This is a genomic window from Providencia zhijiangensis, from assembly GCF_030315915.2.
GTDB lineage: Bacteria > Pseudomonadota > Gammaproteobacteria > Enterobacterales > Enterobacteriaceae > Providencia > Providencia zhijiangensis.
In genome coordinates, this window is record NZ_CP135990.1 from 3,765,563 (window position 1) to 3,783,393 (window position 17,831).

Annotated in this window: 15 protein-coding genes; 11 read left to right on the forward strand and 4 right to left on the reverse strand. The window is 44.2% G+C overall.

Translation table 11 applies throughout. The features are described from left to right. Window positions 1-7: 7 nt before the first annotated feature. Window positions 8-943, reverse strand: coding sequence for a formate dehydrogenase accessory protein FdhE (gene fdhE, locus QS795_RS17325; RefSeq protein WP_154603198.1), 936 nt, complete (start codon window positions 941-943; stop codon window positions 8-10). Window positions 944-1,256: 313 nt separating this feature from the next. On the opposite strand from fdhE, the gene QS795_RS17330 reads away from it, so the two are divergent. Beyond that, window positions 1,257-1,910 (forward strand): YoaK family protein, encoded by a 654-nt coding sequence (locus QS795_RS17330; RefSeq protein WP_154603199.1) that lies wholly within the window; start codon window positions 1,257-1,259, stop codon window positions 1,908-1,910. 70 nt (window positions 1,911-1,980) lie between these two features. Here the strand turns inward: QS795_RS17330 and fdoI are convergent, their stop codons facing one another. From fdoI to fdnG, 3 genes are read right to left on the reverse strand one after another with little or no spacing between them, the layout of a single operon-like run. Further along, window positions 1,981-2,637 carry a formate dehydrogenase cytochrome b556 subunit gene (gene fdoI / locus QS795_RS17335; protein WP_036950687.1) on the reverse strand — a complete coding sequence of 219 codons (657 nt, stop codon included), beginning with the start codon at window positions 2,635-2,637 and terminating at the stop codon, window positions 1,981-1,983. Next, window positions 2,634-3,578: a formate dehydrogenase subunit beta gene (fdxH, locus tag QS795_RS17340; protein ID WP_318626679.1), complete on the reverse strand. Its 945-nt coding sequence runs from the start codon at window positions 3,576-3,578 to the stop codon at window positions 2,634-2,636. The genes fdoI and fdxH overlap by 4 nt, the downstream gene beginning before the upstream one ends. A gap of 11 nt (window positions 3,579-3,589) precedes the next feature. Further along, window positions 3,590-6,637: a formate dehydrogenase-N subunit alpha gene (gene fdnG, locus QS795_RS17345; RefSeq protein ID WP_154599595.1), complete on the reverse strand. Its 3,048-nt coding sequence runs from the start codon at window positions 6,635-6,637 to the stop codon at window positions 3,590-3,592. Between the two features lie 175 nt (window positions 6,638-6,812). On the opposite strand from fdnG, the gene fdhD reads away from it, so the two are divergent. The 10 genes from fdhD to QS795_RS17395 all read left to right on the forward strand — a co-directional run bounded on the left by fdhD (window position 6,813) and on the right by QS795_RS17395 (window position 17,831). Further along, window positions 6,813-7,643 (forward strand): formate dehydrogenase accessory sulfurtransferase FdhD, encoded by an 831-nt coding sequence (fdhD, locus tag QS795_RS17350; RefSeq protein ID WP_286271793.1) that lies wholly within the window; start codon window positions 6,813-6,815, stop codon window positions 7,641-7,643. Window positions 7,644-8,044: 401 nt separating this feature from the next. Beyond that, window positions 8,045-8,887: a hypothetical protein gene (locus QS795_RS17355; RefSeq protein WP_011920338.1), complete on the forward strand. Its 843-nt coding sequence runs from the start codon at window positions 8,045-8,047 to the stop codon at window positions 8,885-8,887. Beyond that, complete coding sequence (locus QS795_RS17360; RefSeq protein WP_318626680.1) at window positions 8,884-9,315, forward strand: hypothetical protein; 432 nt, start codon at window positions 8,884-8,886, stop codon at window positions 9,313-9,315. The genes QS795_RS17355 and QS795_RS17360 overlap by 4 nt, the downstream gene beginning before the upstream one ends. Before the next feature lie 125 nt (window positions 9,316-9,440). Then, window positions 9,441-9,824: a hypothetical protein gene (locus tag QS795_RS17365; protein ID WP_318626681.1), complete on the forward strand. Its 384-nt coding sequence runs from the start codon at window positions 9,441-9,443 to the stop codon at window positions 9,822-9,824. Window positions 9,825-9,956: 132 nt separating this feature from the next. Then, window positions 9,957-10,583, forward strand: coding sequence for a recombinase family protein (locus tag QS795_RS17370; RefSeq protein WP_286271786.1), 627 nt, complete (start codon window positions 9,957-9,959; stop codon window positions 10,581-10,583). Between the two features lie 186 nt (window positions 10,584-10,769). Continuing rightward, the gene (locus QS795_RS17375; protein ID WP_286271785.1) at window positions 10,770-10,985 is read left to right on the forward strand and encodes a helix-turn-helix domain-containing protein; all 216 of its coding nucleotides are present in this window, start codon (window positions 10,770-10,772) and stop codon (window positions 10,983-10,985) included. A gap of 21 nt (window positions 10,986-11,006) precedes the next feature. After that, window positions 11,007-13,337: an EcoAI/FtnUII family type I restriction enzme subunit R gene (gene hsdR / locus QS795_RS17380; protein ID WP_311748547.1), complete on the forward strand. Its 2,331-nt coding sequence runs from the start codon at window positions 11,007-11,009 to the stop codon at window positions 13,335-13,337. Window position 13,338: 1 nt separating this feature from the next. Then, window positions 13,339-15,111, forward strand: coding sequence for an ATP-binding protein (locus QS795_RS17385; RefSeq protein ID WP_286271782.1), 1,773 nt, complete (start codon window positions 13,339-13,341; stop codon window positions 15,109-15,111). A 3-nt stretch (window positions 15,112-15,114) separates the two neighbouring features. Then, the gene (locus QS795_RS17390) at window positions 15,115-16,599 is read left to right on the forward strand and encodes a class I SAM-dependent DNA methyltransferase (RefSeq protein WP_286271780.1); all 1,485 of its coding nucleotides are present in this window, start codon (window positions 15,115-15,117) and stop codon (window positions 16,597-16,599) included. A 2-nt stretch (window positions 16,600-16,601) separates the two neighbouring features. Beyond that, on the forward strand, window positions 16,602-17,831 hold the full coding sequence (locus QS795_RS17395; RefSeq protein ID WP_286271779.1) for a restriction endonuclease subunit S: 1,230 nt from the start codon (window positions 16,602-16,604) through the stop codon (window positions 17,829-17,831).

Here is a 17,831-nt window from a genome sequence, read left to right on the forward strand (position 1 = left end):
TAACAGATTATTTTTCGCCCGGGAATAAGAATGGGTTAATGCTGCTACGAGCAAAACCTTCTTCTTCCATACGCGCATCTAAAATGATCGAAGCTAAATCATCCGCTACCGCTTCCACTTTGGCTTCTTTCTCTTGGTATAACACTTTCAGATAGCTACCGCAGTCACCACAGCTTTCCGCTTTCACTGCCGCATTTTCATCATCCAGTGACCAGTAGTTAAGATCGCGAGTTTGTTCGCAGTTACTGCATTTCACACGAACCATGTGCCACTCTGTTTCACACAGTGTGCAGTGTAAATAGCGTAAACCTTGGCTAGTCCCAATTTGTACAATGCTGGAGACTGGCATGCTGTTGCACACTGGGCAGTAATGACGGTGATCGCCGTGCTCTGCGCGAGCTTTACCTGGGATATTGGCCGCCATTTGTGCCCAATAGACAGACAATGCCGCCCAAATGAACATGGATTTATCCGCAGGGACTTTTTCAAACTGTTCGTTTAACAGCGCAGTTGCCATCTCTTCGAGTTCAGCTTCTGAGGCTTTTTCTAAGTTTTCGAGGGCAGTACGAACAGAATCTGGCACGATCGGCATCAATTCGGCGATGATTGAACGTAATAATTTGTGCCAGTGACCAGTGCGTGGGAATGTTTTTGCATCTAATGGTGCGGTATTCGTTGCCATTGAACGTGCTAAAACCGCTTCCATATCCATCTCTAATGGATTGTCATGCTGCGCATTATTTTGCGCCGTTGCCACTTCCGCAGCGAAGTTCAGATAATCTGCAAAAGGATGTTCACCAACGCCTAACTCTTTTAATCTTTCTGCACGACGTTGATAAAGGCTTTTTAAATTCGGGAATAAAACAGGCGGAATAAAACCGATGCCTTTCTCTTTTAATCTCTCTTGACCTAATTCTTCTTTCGGGACGATACGAATACCCATTGCTCTCTCTCTTTTATATTTTTTATAACAACTTACCCCGAGAAATTGCCTATTCGCATTTCCCCGCAAGCCTCTAAGAAAATATTCGATTAACCAGCAAGTCTTGCCGTTGTACCCGTCAGGATAAAACAAAAGTCACTGATAGGCTACTCTAGCCCTCCGAATATTCACCGTTGTTAACCCTAGTTTGTCTGTGGAAATAACAAATTGGTACTAAGGCATTTTTATTTGATATAAATACTGTTATTCCCATGATGTTAATCCAATTGGCACCTATAATGGTGTGCTCTCTATCCGTATAAAGGGCAATAATATGTCGTCATTATTTCACTTCGAAGCGAAGTCTCACACACCCTTCTTTTTATTGCTTGCCTTTATTGGCGGATTTGTCGATGCCTGCTCATTTGTCATCTTTGAGGTGTTTACTGGCCATCTGACAGGAAATAGCATTTTAAGTATGATTTACCTCGCCAAAATGAATATTGGCATGTTGCTACTCTCTGCAATTTCCATATTAGGATTTTTTGCAGGAACATTTTTAGGTTCTTGGATTCGGCTCAAGCATAGCGCAATTGTGTTATATCGCTTTGTTCTAGGTCTGGTATTTTTAATATTTAGTGGTGTTTTCACTATTTATTTTTTCATCCAGCCTTTGTATTCACCTGATTTAGCCATTTTGCTGATCAGCTTATCAATGGGCATTCAAAATGGTTATTTTAATAAGGCGGGCACGGTTGGGATCCATTCCACCTATGTCACCGGCATGACCACATCCTGCATTAATGCCTTTTTAAAAAATGTGCCTGGGGACAGTAGCAAAAAAGTTTTACTCTTAGCGGTACTCTCTTTTATTACGGGGGGATTAGCGGGCGGGATTTTATCGGTGAATTACCAGTATGTCGGGTTTTCTGCTGTATTAGTTCTCTTGGGATGTGCGCTAATTTACAGCTTCACAATCCGTGATTGATTAACTTAGCCTTCGCCATAAAAAAACCCACAACTAATGTTGTGGGCTTGATTCATCGAGACAAAAACGCTTAGTTTTTCTCTTGCTGCTCTTGTTGCTGTTTCTCTTTAGCAACTAGCTCGCGGTACCAGCGTGGATGATGCTTTCTCGCCCAACCTCGTGTTACCCAACCTTCAACCATCGCACGCACAGAGCCTTTGACCCAAATTGCCGCATACGCATGCACAACAATCATCAGGATCAAGCCAATGGCTGACAGCGAGTGAATCAGAATCGCTGCGCGGTACACTGGAATTGGGAAGTAGTCCGCGAAGAATGGACGCCACATAATCACGCCAGTGACAACCAATGCCAGTAAGCAGATAGTGACCACCCAATACACCCCTTTCTGACCGAGGTTATATTGGCCCACGTCGCCAGCTTCTTCGTTTTTCAATACCTTACCGATATTTTTCCCCCATTTGATATCTTCTTTATTAATGAAGTTATGGTGGAAATAACGGAAGAACATAAAGACGAACAGCAAGAACATCGCCGTACCCACGAATGGATGCAAAATTCGAGACAGTTGTGGCGTGCCTAAAATGTTCATAAACCAGTTCAGCGATGGGAAGAAAAAGCCCAGTCCGCTGATAGCCGTGAACAAGAAGCAAATTACAACCGCCCAGTGATTGATCCTTTCAATCGGTTTGTGGCGAATAATTTTGTCGTTATCATCTGGCATCATTTCTGATCCTCCCCTTCTTTTGATTTCGAAGTGTCAGACGACATTGCGTTGTGCAAATCTTCTAGAGCCTCTTCTTCATCTTTCTTGGAGACGCGGTTTGGACCAATTCCCACATAGTGGAAAATTGCCGCCGCAAATGTTGCCGCAAAACCAACCGCAGCAATCGGCTTCCAGATACCTTTCCAGAAGGTAACTGTTGGGCTGATGGTCGGGTTTTCTGGTAATCCGTGATACAACTGCGGCTTATCCGCATGGTGCAATACGTACATAACGTGCGTACCGCCCACACCTTGTGGATCGTATAAACCTGCGTTTGCATAACCACGAGTTTTCAGCTCTTCAACACGTTCGCCAGCCATGCCAATCATGTCTTCTTTGCTACCAAAATGGATAGCGCCAGTTGGACATGTTTTCACACAAGCAGGCTCTTGACCGACTTCAACACGGTCAACACACAGCGTACATTTGTATGCGCGGTTGTCTTCTTTGTTGATGCGTGGCACGTTGAACGGGCAACCCGCGATACAGTAACCACAGCCGATACAGTGTTCAGATTGGAAATCCACGATACCGTTTTTGTACTGGACGATTGCGCCTTCTGACGGACATGCCTTCAGGCAACCCGGATCAGCACAGTGCATACAGCCATCTTTACGGATCAGCCATTCAAATTTATCGTTCTCTTCCACTTCAGAGAAGCGCATGACTGTCCATGACTTATCGGTTAAATCCGTTGGGTTGTCATACACCCCAACGTTTGTTCCGATTTTGTCACGGATATCGTTCCATTCGGAACACGCAACCTGACACGCTTTACAGCCGATACAGGTTGTGACGTCAATCAGCTTTGCAACTTCTTCCTTATAGTCCCGCACCTGAGGTGCGGGCGTCAGGGAATTGGTGGCAGAGCGACGAATAATGTCCTGAGATTGCATTGACATAATTTATCTCCTTACACCTTTTCCACGTTGACAAGGAATGATTTAAATTCCGGCGTCTGAGTATTCGCATCACCCACATATGGCGTTAATGTGTTGGTGATAAAGCCTTTCACTGCAACACCTTCAAAGCCCCAGTGAATTGGAATACCGATGGTATCGATGTCTTTTCCATCCACTTGCAGGGTTTTAATGCGTTTAGTGACCACGGCTTTCGCTTTGATGTAACCACGTTTAGAACTGACTTTAACCGTATCGCCTTGCTCGATGCCTTTTTCTTTCGCTAAACGTTCACCAATTTCAATGAACTGTTGAGGTTGGATAATGGCATTTAACAGCGCGTGCTTCGTCCAATAGTGGAAGTGCTCAGTTAAGCGGTAAGTGGTACCCACGTATGGGAACTCAGTCGCTTTACCCATTTGCGCCCAGTCGTCTTTAAACACACGAGCTGCAGGGTTTGACACCACATTTGGATGCAGCGGGTTAGTATCCAGCGGCGTTTCGATTGGTTCGTAATGCTCTGGGAATGGACCTTCTGCCATCTTATCCAGTGCAAATAAACGGCCCATACCTTCAGGCTGCATGATAAATGGACCGACACCACTTCCCGGCGCTGCTGTGCTGTAGTCTGGAATATCCATACCTACCCACTTGCTACCATTCCACTCAAGGATTTGGCGCTTCGGATCCCATGGTTTACCCATTGGATCAGCAGATGCACGGTTATAAATCACACGACGGTTCAGTGGCCATGCCCATGCCCAACCTAATGTGTTACCCAGACCGGTTGGGTCGGAGTTATCACGGTTAGCCATTTGGTTACCTTTCGGCGTCCAGCTACCAGAGAAGATCCAGCAACCACTTGCCGTCGTACCGTCATCACGTAATTGAGCAAACGAGCTAAGCAGTTCGCCTTTTTTCACAATTACGTTACCGTCGGCATCTTTCAGGTCTTCTAATGCGTAACCGTTACTTTCTTGAGCCACTTCTTCCGGTGTTGGATTATCGCGGTCGAGGTAATCCCAAGTCATGCTCAGAACCTGTTCAGGTGCTGCGCCGCCTTCGGTTTCATACATTTGACGCAGGCGATGGTAGATACCCGACAGGATTTCACCATCACTGATAGCTTCACCCGGGGCGTCCGCACCTTTCCAGTGCCACTGTAACCAACGTGCTGAGTTAACAATTGAACCGTTTTCTTCAGCGAAACAGCAAGATGGCAGACGGAACACGGTGGTTTGAATCTCTTCCGGTTTCACATCGTTCATTTCGCCGTGGTTTTGCCAGAAGTTTGCAGTTTCTGTGTTCAGCGGGTCGATAGTAATTAAGAATTTCAGCTTAGAAAGCGATTTCGAGACTTTATTCTTGTTCGGGAATGAGGCTAATGGGTTAAAGCCTTGGCAGATATAGCCGTTAACTTCGCCCTTATCCATCATTTCGAAATAACGTAGAACGTCGTAGCCCTGATCCCACTTAGGTAACAGGTCGAAGCCCCAGTTATTCTCTTTCTGCGCTTTATCACCATAGAAAGTTTTCATTAAGCTGACGAAGAATTTAGGGTAGTTACCCCAATAGTTCACCTGACCAGCAACGGTCGCTTTTGGTGTATTCGCCGCTAAATAGCTTTCTAAAGTTGTTTGTTTTTCTGATGGTAATGTCAGGTAACCCGGTAAGCTCTGAGATAACAGACCTAAGTCAGTCAGACCTTGGATGTTGGAGTGTCCACGCAGTGCGTTCACACCACCACCTAACATACCCATGTTACCAAGCAGTAACTGGATCATCGCCATGGTACGAATGTTCTGCGCACCAACGGTGTGTTGAGTCCAACCCAGCGCATATAAGAAGGACGCTGTTTTGTCTTTCGCGCTAGTTTCTGCAATGTATTCGCAGACTTGTAAGAAGTCTTTGATTGGCGTACCACAGATGTTGTTAACCACTTCTGGGGTATAACGGCTCACGTGCTCTTTCAATAAGTTCAGAACACAACGTGGGTTTTTCAGAGTCGGATCGCGCAGCGCTAAGCCGTTCTCATCCATCTCGTAGTTCCACGTGGTCTTGTCGTATTGACGTTTTTCTGCATCGTAACCGGTGAACAGACCGTCATCAAAACCAAAGTCTTCACGGATAACTAAGCTAGCGTTGGTGTACGCCTCAACGTATTCACGTTGAATTTTTTCGTTATCCAGCAAGTATTTGATAACACCTGACAGGAAGGCAATATCGGTACCTGAACGGATAGGCGTGTAAAAATCCGCCACAGCCGCAGTACGGGTAAAGCGTGGATCGATAACGATTAATTTTGCTTTATTGTGGATTTTCGCTTCCATCGCCCAGCGGAAACCGACTGGATGCGCTTCTGCCGCATTACCGCCCATAACGACGATCAGGTTTGCGTTTTTAATGTCAACCCAGTGGTTGGTCATCGCACCGCGACCAAATGTTGGAGCAAGACTTGCTACCGTTGGTCCGTGTCAGACACGCGCTTGGTTATCCACGGCAAGCATGCCGAGGGCGCGACTAAATTTTTGGGTGACAAAACCTGTTTCGTTACTTGCCGCTGATGCACACAGCATACCGGTGGTTAACCAACGGTTGACCGTTACACCATCTTTATTCTGTTTAATGAAGTTTGCATCACGGTCTTCTTTCATTAACTTGGCGATGCGGTCAAACGCGTCGTTCCAAGTAATGCGTTTCCATTCGTTAGTGCCTGGTTCGCGAACTTCTGGATACTTGAGTCGACTCTCACTGTGGATAAAGTCGATTAATCCTGCACCTTTAGGACAAAGTGCACCACGGTTTACCGGATGATCCGGGTCCCCTTCGATATGAAAAATGCTTTCTTTCGCATTCTTCGCGCCATCACCTAGGCTGTACATTAACAGCCCACAGCCGACAGAACAGTAGGTACAGGTATTTCGAGTCTCTTTAGCACGCAGTAATTTATACTGACGTGTAGAGGCTAATGCAGTTGCTGGAGCAAAACCCAGCGCTGCTGCCGTTGTACCTGCCATACCGCCAGCGCAGATCTTAAAGAACTGCCTTCTGCTGACTTGCATGGGGGATCTCCTCATATACATTGCTCATGTTTACCTAACTTCGTTATAAAATTTGAGGTAAACTGTTCTTATTCAACGTCTTCCTTACGTATTCAGGTTCATTGCCTGATGAATGGTGTAAATTCTTTTTACCCATATCGAATATTATGTATCATTAGTGATAGGAATTCATCTAATGTATGAAACAAATACTACAAATAACCCCAAATTATCTAAAATGATCGGCGCTCAATCCACAATCGTGCAACAAAAAAATAACCTCGGTTCGCTGGTTAATGATTTCGTTGCAGAGGAAATCCCTATCGCTCTCGTTTATAACGGGATATCTCATGTGGTAATGATGGCGACACCCAAAGATCTGGATGATTTTGCTGTCGGTTTTTCATTATCAGAAGGGATCATACAATCCCGTGATGAAATTCGCGGAATTGATATTGTGCAAGGTTGTCACCGAGGCATTGAAGTTCATATCGAGTTATCAAGCCGCCGTTTTATGGCGCTCAAAGAGCGTCGTCGTAATCTGACTGGGCGAACTGGCTGCGGTATTTGTGGTACAGAACAGCTCGATGAGATATTTAAGCCTATCACTCCGCTGCCATTCACTCAAACATTCTCATTATCTTATCTCGATAACGCCCTACAAGAATTGAAGACAGTTCAAGAAATTGGCGCATTAACGGGTTGCACTCATGCCGCTGCGTGGATCTCCCCAGAAGGTCGATTAGTGGGCGGATGTGAAGATGTGGGTCGCCATGTTGCGCTAGATAAATTGCTCGGAATGAAAAGCCGTTCAGACTGGCAGCAAGGGGCAATTTTAGTCTCCAGCCGCGCAAGTTATGAGATGGTACAAAAAGCCGCAAGCTGCGGTGCGGAAATTCTGTTTGCGGTTTCAGCCGCGACGTCATTGGCAATTGAAGTCGCCGAAAAAGCCAATTTAACGCTAGTGGGTTTTTGCCGCCAAGGTAAAGCCACTGTATTTACCCATCCGAGCCGGGTGATTGACTAGCCTATATCTACTCACCGCTTAAATGAATTCACTAGCAATTTCTGTGGACTCAAACCATTTTCCCGATGTCAGGAAAATGGTTTTTGTTTTTTATTTCACTTAATTACTTACCAATACAGAAACTAAAAATGTAAAACTATTCAAATTGTTAGAAGAATATTGGCGCACATGTGGAGTGCAACTCATTTGTCGGGTTTTGTCATGGAAGTATCTATTCTAGGGGATTCTCAATATTTTTAAAGTGGGATATCTGGGAAAGTGGGAAAAGAATATAAACTGCTATTGTTACCCATTTTGAAGTTTGTATTATCAGTACAAACTATTGATTTTTAATAATTATTTATCAAAATAGCTTGCATTTTACTACCTCCATGCGAATCTTTATAAAGCAGGAGGTAATCATGAAAAAATACCCATCTTTATCATTAATCGCTTTATGTGTGTCCTTGTCTGGTTGCGTAACTGGACCCCGTCATTATGCTCAAGATGAATCTCGGGCTTTAAATCTAGCGCGAGCCGGGGGCATCTACGATTTGGATTTGAGAGATTCCCACGATGGTGTCCACTCTTATAGCAAGGGTATGTTGGTTCCATTGCTTGATCTCGCCAGGCTAACGACTTCATTTGATGATCCGCTTAGGCGTCTTTCTGGTACGCAGACGTTCGCGTTTAACGCTACCGATATAATGATGACACCAGACAATCCCTCGGCTAGACCAAGTCTAATGGGATGGATGCCCGCATCTGCTGCTACTTCAGAATCTCAGGCTTATGAGAAATACGTGCATCTTGTCGACCAGGCTATCCAGCATGTGGCCGATGATATGGCGTTGAATGTCACTAAACTGAGTAATGTAGAAACACCGGAAATTGATGGCCATCCCATGATTCTTTGGTCTGTTGAAAGCGCTGAGCATGGATGCGGTATTGGTCAATGTGTGGTTGCTTACAACATTACGACTCCTTATCTCTGGAAAAGCCCGCTCTATATTAAAGGTGGTGAGTCCGAAAGCTATAACATCGTCGCCAATCACTCGAAGAACTATTCTCGCTTTGTTTTCCGCCAGTCAGGCCAACAAGACTTTCCAGTTGATGAGTTTTATAGAGCCGTCAGTGCTGCATTGCCATCGTGGATGGTGATCTATTACCCACCTAACCTTGTGGTTCAGGATGGCCAATCTCTCCCATATCCAGTGCTGTATGAACAAGGAAAACAACTGTTGTTTAAGGAGCCTGCTTTATGAATAGTGAATATCAGGATCTAGACAATATTGTTCTGGCGATGGATGAACTCCAAACTAACCCCATAATTATTACCTACCTGATCAGTCATCTACTGACGAGAGATTCGGTGTTTCATCAACCTAGAGTGGGATGTGTCAAATGCAAGAGCACGGGAGAATTAGTCTATCCACATAGTTGGATTGAGCTTCCTGGCGGTTGGATTATTGATCTCAGACTGAATCAGACTTTCAACACATTAGACAGCTATCCGCACGGCATTTTTGAGCCATCATCCTATCGTGACCTTCAGTATTTTGGCATGCCTCTTATAGTCCCTGAATTCGAATTATCTGAACTCGATGAAATGACTGATTCTATGTTTTCCAAGTTATTCAGTTTACAGGGAATGGATATTCGAGTGAGCGGAGGTCGTTATGACTGCATTTGACTGGGGAATGCTTGCGCTATTCCTATTTTTTAGTTTGGTCACCTTCTGGTGTCTTTACAGCTATAGCGCCAATCAGAAATTGTCAGGCCAAGACAAACCTCAAACCGAAGAGTTGGAGGGGAAACATGAGTCAAAATCTCAAAAATGATTTAGTAAATATAGTGTTGCTTGGTGTTTTGCTACTGGGATTTATGCTAGCTCAAGACTCTGGATGGGGATTCTTGCTCGCAGGTTTGCCATTGGTCATTTGGTGCTTTAAAGCTTTCGCATTTATCCAACGCAGATGGTGGTTAGCCGTTCCTTTTTGGTGTGCGCTCACTTATTTGTGTTGGCAAATGTCCTTGGCACTTTGGGCTGGCTATCTATTCGTTGCGTTTGTCAGAAATATGATGAAGTTAAATCAAACCTACCCAATACCAAGTCGTCATAAACGAATGAAACCAGATAGTTCCGTTTTCAAGGATAGTTTTGATTACGACTATAGAAACTATATTGGGTTTGATGATTGATTTTGGCACTTAGCTGGTTCCTTTTGAGTACACATCAACGGAACTAGCCATCAGACTGGTTTTACTACCAATAGAACCACCTAAACCAGACCAGAGATAAAGCACCACTTATAACAGACTGTGGAGACTTAGATGTTCATTCGAGCTTACCTTCGCGCATCAACCAAAGAACAAAATGCTGAACGGGCACGCGAATCACTCATCCAGTTTGCTGCTCAGCATGGCCAGCGAATTGCTGCCTTTTATATCGAGAATGTTTCTGGCGCCACGTTGCACCGACCTGAGTTGATGCGTTTGATTGCCGAGTCAGGTGAGGGTGACATTGTGTTAGTTGAACAAATCGACCGTCTGGCGCGGCTTAAGCAAAGTGATTGGGATACGTTGAAACAAAAGCTGGCCAGCAAACGCCTAGCCATTGTTTCACCGGAACTTCCTACCAGTTGGCTGGCTTTACAACAACATAGCGAAACTGACTTTACCGGTGCTATTTTACAGGCGGTGAATGCCATGATGTTGGACATGCTCGCTGCCGTTGCTCGTAAAGATTATGATGACCGGCGACGCCGCCAATCACAGGGGATCGCAAAGGCGAAATCCGATGGTAAATATAATGGGCGTCAACCAGATCTGAAACGTCATCAGCACATAGCCAGTCTATTGAAGACTGGGCATAGCTATAGTGACATTCAGGACATGTTGGGATGTTCGCGGCACCTGATTGCAACTATCTCGAAGAATATCGGTAGTACAGAGCAGTAATTCCACGACTTTCTGCCGTATCATTTTCTTGATTACGGCAATCTAACTTCCTCACATTGACAATCTGTTCTCACTTCTCTAAAAATTTGGTTTCAACTCAAATAAGTTGAGAAAAATCATAATAGTGATAGGGTATGCAACAGTGATAACATCCAGAGTTTATAGTTAAAACACCGTGGAGAAAGCATGATCCGCTGCCACCTTGCCCGCTTAATGGGTGAACAAAAAATGCGCATTAGCGACGTGATGCGAGAAACTGGCCTCAGCCGTACCACCGTGACGCTACTTTACAAAGAAACCGCGATCAAGGTGGATTTAGAAGCGCTCGATAAGCTATGCGATTTATTTAACTGCCCATTGAGCGACATATTGGAAAAAATACCAAGCGATAGACAGTGCTAAAAATTATCAAGGAGTGACGACATGTCGTCAGAAGCAGATACCAGAGCAAACTACATCGACCCAGCGTTAAAAGCCGCACATTGGCAACTGGGCAACATCATTCGGGAACATTACTTTACCGATGGCCGTAAGCTTGCTGGCGGTGTCCGTGGCCGTCGTTGTTTCGTCGATTATCTGCTCCACAAAGACAATCGTTACCTTGCAGTTGTTGAAGCAAAAAAAGAATCTGAACATCCAACCAAAGGCCTTCAACAAGCCATCGACTATGCCAAGAAGCTACTCGTTCGCTTTGTCTATTCAAGCAACGGCAAACAAACCTATGAGTTCGACTTAGAAACTGGTAAAGGCGACTACATCGAGTTTTACCCAACACCACAAGAGCTTGAAAGCCGCTACGCAGGTGTTAATTCGGATCTAGGCCAGCAGCTTCGTAATGTGCCCTTTCATTTAGAAGGCGCAATGCAGCCGCGTTATTACCAAGAATTAGCGGTACATGCCGCCACAGATGCTATTGGTAAAGGTAAGCCACGAGTGTTGTTAACGCTGGCTACTGGTACAGGTAAAACATTTATTGCCTTTCAAATCGTCCATAAACTGTTCCAGTCCCGTTGGAACAAAGAATCTCCGGGTACACGTAGGCCTCGAATCTTGTTTTTAGCTGATCGCAATATTTTGGCCGACCAAGCGATTAATACATTTAATCCGTACGAAAAAGATCTTATTAAAATTAATGGGGAGGAGGTTCGAAAGCGTAATGGTGTTGTGCCTACGAATGCTCATATCTTTTTTGCAATTTATCAAGCTATCGCAGATCGAACGGATAGAGAAAAAGAAAATATTGAAGGGTATTACAAGTCTTATCCAACCGACTTTTTTGATTTAGTAATGATTGATGAGTGTCACCGAGGTAGCGCCAATGACACTGGTTCATGGCGTGCAATTCTGGACCACTTTGGAAGTGCTGTTCACATTGGTTTAACTGCTACACCCAAACGAGAAGATAATATTGATACTTATGATTATTTTGGACAACCAGCTTTTGAATATTCTCTAAAAGCAGGCATTAATGATGGCTTCTTAACGCCATACCGTGTCAAACGGGTGCGCACCAACTTAGACGAGCTAGTGCTAACCAAAGATGACCAAGTGATCGAAGGTGAATCTGGGCAAGACGTCTATCAGGTTGAAGATTACGACAAAAAAATCATCGTGGATGATCGTACCGAACTGGTCGCCAAAGCCATTTTGGACAATATCAATCCACTAGAAAAAACCATCGTATTTTGCGAAAACCAAAATCATGCACTGACCATGCGTGACATGATCAACAAACACAAAAAAGTGAAAGACCCGCACTACTGTGTGCGCGTGACCAGTGATGAGGGCAAAGTCGGCCGCGAGCTACTGGAAAAATTCCAAGATAACGACAAAGACATTCCCACTATCATTACCTCATCGCAAATGTTAACCACCGGGGTAGATGCCCGCAATGTGCGTAACGTAGTGTTGGATAGAACCGTCGGCTCAATGGTGGAGTTTAAACAAATAGTCGGTCGCGGTACCCGTGTTTTTGATGGAAAAGACTATTTCACCATCGTCGATTTTCGCGGTGCAACCAATAAGTTTTACGACAAAGATTGGGATGGCGAACCTGAAGCACCGGAGCCCGGTGGCACTGGGGAGCCAACACCACCACCTTACACACCAGAGCCTCCCGGAGGAACAGATGGCCCAGAGCCTGAACCGAGAGAGCCAAAACCTCGGCTAAAAGTAAAGTTAGGCAAACACCGTGAACTGAAAGTCATTGACGTTGAAACTCGTTATATCGATGAAAACGGTAAACCTCTCACGGTGCAAGAATTTGTTGAGCGTCTAATTACTCAATTACCTGGGTTGTTTAGAACGGTTGATGAACTGCGGCAGATATGGTCAGACCCAGACGAGCGCGAAACTTTGCTCGGTAAACTCGTACAAGCAGGTTTTGATAAAGAGCAACTCGCCACACTACGACGCATGTTTGAAGCAGAAGAGTGCGATATCTTCGATCTGCTGGCTTTTTTAGCCTTTGAACAGCCCATGGCAACCCGTAAAGCTCGTGCCGATCAAGTACGTACTAACAGCACCTTCTTTAATCAGTACCAACAAGAAAAGGCACAGCAATTTTTGCACTTTGTGCTTAACCGATATGAGCAAACCGGCAGCACGGAGTTATCACGCGAGCGCTTGCCAGCGCTTATCGAGCTATCAGGGTTGGGTACTGTCAAAGATGCCTCAACAGCATTCGGTGGAAAACCAGCCTATTTGCTGGCGGCTTTTAAACAATTACAACAACAGCTTTATCACGTGAACTGAAATGGAATTAACACTCGCACCTAACCCGCTGTACGACCAGCCACAAACCTTAAATATCAATAAGGTTGCTACTTTAATTGGTGAAAATGGCAGCGGAAAATCCAGTATCTTACATTCGATCTTTAGAAAGCAGATTGAGGAACCTAGTGAAGCGCTTCAGCTGATCTGTGCTACTTCAGGACAAAATGAAAACTTTTCTTCCTTTTTCGAACGAAGACTAGCCTCTTTACGATCAAGAAAAGATATAAGTGACATTGATTTTTCTAGCCTTTTCTTTACTCAGAAAGATGTTCGATTCCTTACGTTTCTCGCCTACACATTCAAGAGTAACGGCTTAGTTTTTAATTTTGTTAACAACCACAAGGCATTCAAGGATCAAGTTTCAGTTAAATTGAGACTGAAAATATCTGTTCCTGATACTTACATAAAGAATGTACAACAAGACCAGATAGCTGAAGCTAAAGACTATGAACACCCATCGATAAGAAAAAGACCTTTTAATCAGCGACTTGATGCTTTTCTCGAGAAGATAGAAACACTTCCAGACCTTGATGCTCTGCTAGAAAAAGGCAAAGGCTTTAAGTCAACCGAAGTCGAGGTAACTAATGAGAAATTTTTTGATGTTTTTGATGGCTCTAGAGTTGATGCTATAAAATTTCTAATCGAAGGCTCATACAACGAATATTTCTTTTCAGCTTCTGAAAGTTTGCTTTACCTAACTGATAATATTGAATTTTCATTGCTCAGTGATGGTGAGTATCAGTTTCTATTCGTTGCTTCACTAATTGATCTATTTGATAGCACTTCTTCTCTTTTCATGTTTGATGAAGTTGACTCACACCTGCACCATAAAAACGTTGAGCTCCTTTGGGACATCCTAAGCAAAACTAAGGGTAAGGTCATAACCACAACTCATTTAGTCGACTCAATCGCTGAGAATGACTTCGAATCATTGTTTTTGGTTGAAAATGGGCAGATAAAAAATGAGCAAAAATCTCAAAAGTTATTGGAAAGATTGAAGGTTTTATCCAAAAGTAAAGTCGTCGAGTTAGAAATAGCCTCCAAATTGAACAACATTTGCTTGATTGATTACTACAATGATTGGAAGATTTTTGAGTTATTAGCAAAGCAGAAAGGGCTTGACTGGAGGCCTCTGTCCTCAATAAATCCTATAGCCAAGTCATCTGGTTACAATTCGGCGGGTGACAGCTTTGGTGCTTCCAAGATCAAGTGGCTGCATGAGTTGAGAGACATGAAGGAATATCTCAGAGTGTGCAAAGCTGAAGTGCACAAAAAAGATAAAGCTCTTCATCCACGCAAAATAACAAATGTGTTCTTGATATGCGATCGAGACGAACTGCCAGAAGCTAACATTCACGCACAAAGTGGTGTCAAGGTGATTGGAGTTGATTACCCTGACAAATTTGACTTAGGCTTGCCTTGTCCAGAGAGGATAAACTGCTATTTACTGACTTGGAAACGCCGCGAAATCAAAAATTATCTGCTTTCACATACAGCGCTATCGCATCACAACGTACTCGCTGCAATCAATAACGCTGATATTGCACTGCGAAATCATTTACAACCAAATAACCCAGGTGATAACGACGATATTCGCCGTTTGAACGCAAAAGATGTCATCGACCCTCTGATAAACACGAAGGGGGTTGGGCAAGACATTGCCAAGCTCCAAGCCTATATCGATCTGATTCCGCCCGCAGAAATCAGCGAAGATATCACTAATATGTACAATTTTATTATCGGAAAACTATAAGCCATGTCATTACAACAAAAAATTGACCGCATAACCGACATACTGCGCCGCGACGATGGCATTAGTGGTGCTATGCACTATACCGAGCAAACCTCGTGGGTACTGTTCTTAAAGTTTTTGGATGATTACGAGTCTGAAAAAGAAGATGAAGCAGTACTGTCAGGTAAAGACTATCAACCTGTATTGGATGAAGAGCACCGTTGGTCAAATTGGGCCTGCCCGAAAAATGTCGATGGCAAGCTAGATATCAACAAAGTTCGCACGGGCGATGACTTGACGGATTATGTTAATAACGAGTTGTTTCCGTACTTAAAGAGCTTTGCCAACTCGGCTATCACTGGTGCAGCAGCAGACCCAAAGTCCTTTGCCTATAAAATTGGTGCCATTTTCCAGTATTTAGACAACAAGGTGGCGTCTGGCCATACCTTGCGTGAAGTGTTGGATATTGTGGATAGCCTGAACTTCCAATCTGAGTCTGATCTGTTTGAACTCTCGTTGGTGTATGAAGGCCTATTGCAAAACATGGGCGATGCCGGGGGCTATGCGGGCGAGTTTTATACCCCACGCCCAGTGGTACGAGCCATGATTAAGGCTGTTGATCCACAAGCAGGGCAAACCATTTACGATGCAGCTGCTGGCTCATGCGGATTCCTAGTCGAAGCCTTTGACCACCTAAAAGCTAAAAAGAGTGCGCTTTCAACCGAGCAATGGGACTTTATCCAGCGTGACACCTTCTTCGGTTACGAGAAAACCTCGCTGGCGTACGTGATGGGTATGATGAACATGATTTTGCATGGCATCGAATCCCCAAACCTGTTCAGGGGTAATACGCTGACCCAGAATATCCGTGATATTCAGGAAAAAGACCGTTACGACATTATTCTGGCTAACCCGCCATTTGGTGGTAAAGAAAAGTCGCAAATTCAGCAAAACTTCCCTATCCAAAGTAACGCTACCGAATTGCTGTTTTTACAGCATTTTATGAAAACCCTGAAAAGTGGCGGCAAAGCTGCCATCGTAGTACCAGAAGGCGTGCTGTTCCAAACCAATAGTGCGTTTAAACAGGTCAAACAGGAACTGCTGGAAAACTTTAACCTGCACACTATATTAAGCCTGCCCGCCGGGGTATTTTTGCCATATTCAGGTGTTAAAACCAACGTGCTGTTTTTTGAGCGCAGCGGCGGCACCAGCGATGTGTGGTACTACGAATGTGAGCCTGAGCAAAAGCTCACCAAAAACAAACCGATCACCGATGAACACTTAAAAGAGTTTGTTGAGCTGTATAGCAGCCGCGAAACCACAGAGCGGTCGTGGACGGTTTCCGCCAGCAAACTGGCAGAAGACTATGATCTCTCTGCTAAAAACCCTGCCAAACAAAAAGATGCCGAGCACTTAGCGCCCAGCGATATTCTTAAGCAGATCCGCACCAAAGAAAAACTGGTATCAGGCCTGTTGGATGAAATTGAAGACCTGTTGGCGGAGAAATAATCATGGAACAGGTTTTATATAAACTACCGGATGGGTGGGAGTGGCATTCAGTCAAGAAGCTTAGCCATAACATTCAGTATGGGCACACGGCTAAAGCAGAAAGTAACGGTAACGCAAAGTTCTTGCGTATTACTGATATTCAAGATGGAAAGATCGACTGGCAGGGAGTTCCAACCGTATCCCTAGAAAAAAAAGAAATCAACAAGTACGCGTTGAATGATGATGACTTGATCTTTGCCCGTAGTGGTGCAACTGCGGGAAAATCTATTCTAATCAAGAATGCGCCAAAGGATGCCGTATTCGCATCTTACTTAATTAGAATTGTTCCAAACAAAAAGTACATTATTCCAGAATATTTAAGTTATTTCTTTCTAACACCTGCTTACTGGGAGGTTGTTGGTCAGAATGCCGCAGGCGCAGCTCAGCCCAACATCAACGGCACAAAGCTTTCAGAGTTTATTGTACCGGTGGCTCCTCAAGGCGAACAAAAACGCATCGTGGAAAAGCTCGGTGCACTGCTCACCCGTATCGACACCGCCATTGAGCATTTGCAGGAAAGTGTCACATTGGCTGATGCGCTATCTCAGAATGGGCTTGATGTCTATTTTGCTGAACTCACAGAAACAAACCCCGAGTTAACCTTGTCAAAGTTAGCTGATTTTATATCTGGTTATGCATTCAAAAGCGGTGACTTCAAATCGGAATCCGGAATTAAGCCGATTAAAATAACCAACGTTGGTGTTAATGAGTTTTCTGAAAATGCAGAAGAGTTTCTGCCAGCTAGCTATGAAACTGAATATCAGAGATTTGCAGCAAAGACGAACGATATCGTAATCGCATTAACTCGTCCGATAATTAATGGCGGGTTGAAAGTCTGCCGAGTACCTGAAGCTTATAGCGGAGCGCTAGTGAATCAGCGTGTCGCTGCAATAACTTCACACAACAAACACGTATTAGATTTCATTTATCTTTACTTGCAGTCATCCCGCACTAAAAATTATGTGCTGGAAAAATCTAAGTCCCTGAATCAGCCGAATTTATCAATAACAGACCTTAAGAACCTCACGCTTCCTTTACCGGTTAATGACGAGGCCATTGCTAAAGCGGTTGCTGATTGCAATGCTTTGATATCCAAAGCAAGAAAGAGCAAAGCTGAAATTTCTGAAAAAATAACAATGATGCAGCAACTAAAAGCATCAATTCTCGATTCCGCCTTTAAAGGCGAGCTCTAA

Bases quoted from the DNA above. Each gene is read 5' to 3' on its own strand.
- QS795_RS17390 (WP_286271780.1), top strand. From the start codon at position 15,115: ATGTCATTACAACAAAAAATTGACCGCATAACCGACATACTGCGCCGC.
- fdoI (WP_036950687.1), bottom strand. From the start codon at position 2,637: ATGATGCCAGATGATAACGACAAAATTATTCGCCACAAACCGATTGAA.
- QS795_RS17365 (WP_318626681.1), top strand. From the start codon at position 9,441: ATGAGTCAAAATCTCAAAAATGATTTAGTAAATATAGTGTTGCTTGGT.
- QS795_RS17330 (WP_154603199.1), top strand. From the start codon at position 1,257: ATGTCGTCATTATTTCACTTCGAAGCGAAGTCTCACACACCCTTCTTT.
- QS795_RS17370 (WP_286271786.1), top strand. From the start codon at position 9,957: ATGTTCATTCGAGCTTACCTTCGCGCATCAACCAAAGAACAAAATGCT.
- QS795_RS17375 (WP_286271785.1), top strand. From the start codon at position 10,770: ATGATCCGCTGCCACCTTGCCCGCTTAATGGGTGAACAAAAAATGCGC.
- QS795_RS17355 (WP_011920338.1), top strand. From the start codon at position 8,045: ATGAAAAAATACCCATCTTTATCATTAATCGCTTTATGTGTGTCCTTG.
- fdhD (WP_286271793.1), top strand. From the start codon at position 6,813: ATGTATGAAACAAATACTACAAATAACCCCAAATTATCTAAAATGATC.
- fdxH (WP_318626679.1), bottom strand. From the start codon at position 3,578: ATGTCAATGCAATCTCAGGACATTATTCGTCGCTCTGCCACCAATTCC.
- QS795_RS17360 (WP_318626680.1), top strand. From the start codon at position 8,884: ATGAATAGTGAATATCAGGATCTAGACAATATTGTTCTGGCGATGGAT.
- QS795_RS17385 (WP_286271782.1), top strand. From the start codon at position 13,339: ATGGAATTAACACTCGCACCTAACCCGCTGTACGACCAGCCACAAACC.
- fdhE (WP_154603198.1), bottom strand. From the start codon at position 943: ATGGGTATTCGTATCGTCCCGAAAGAAGAATTAGGTCAAGAGAGATTA.
- QS795_RS17395 (WP_286271779.1), top strand. From the start codon at position 16,602: ATGGAACAGGTTTTATATAAACTACCGGATGGGTGGGAGTGGCATTCA.
- hsdR (WP_311748547.1), top strand. From the start codon at position 11,007: ATGTCGTCAGAAGCAGATACCAGAGCAAACTACATCGACCCAGCGTTA.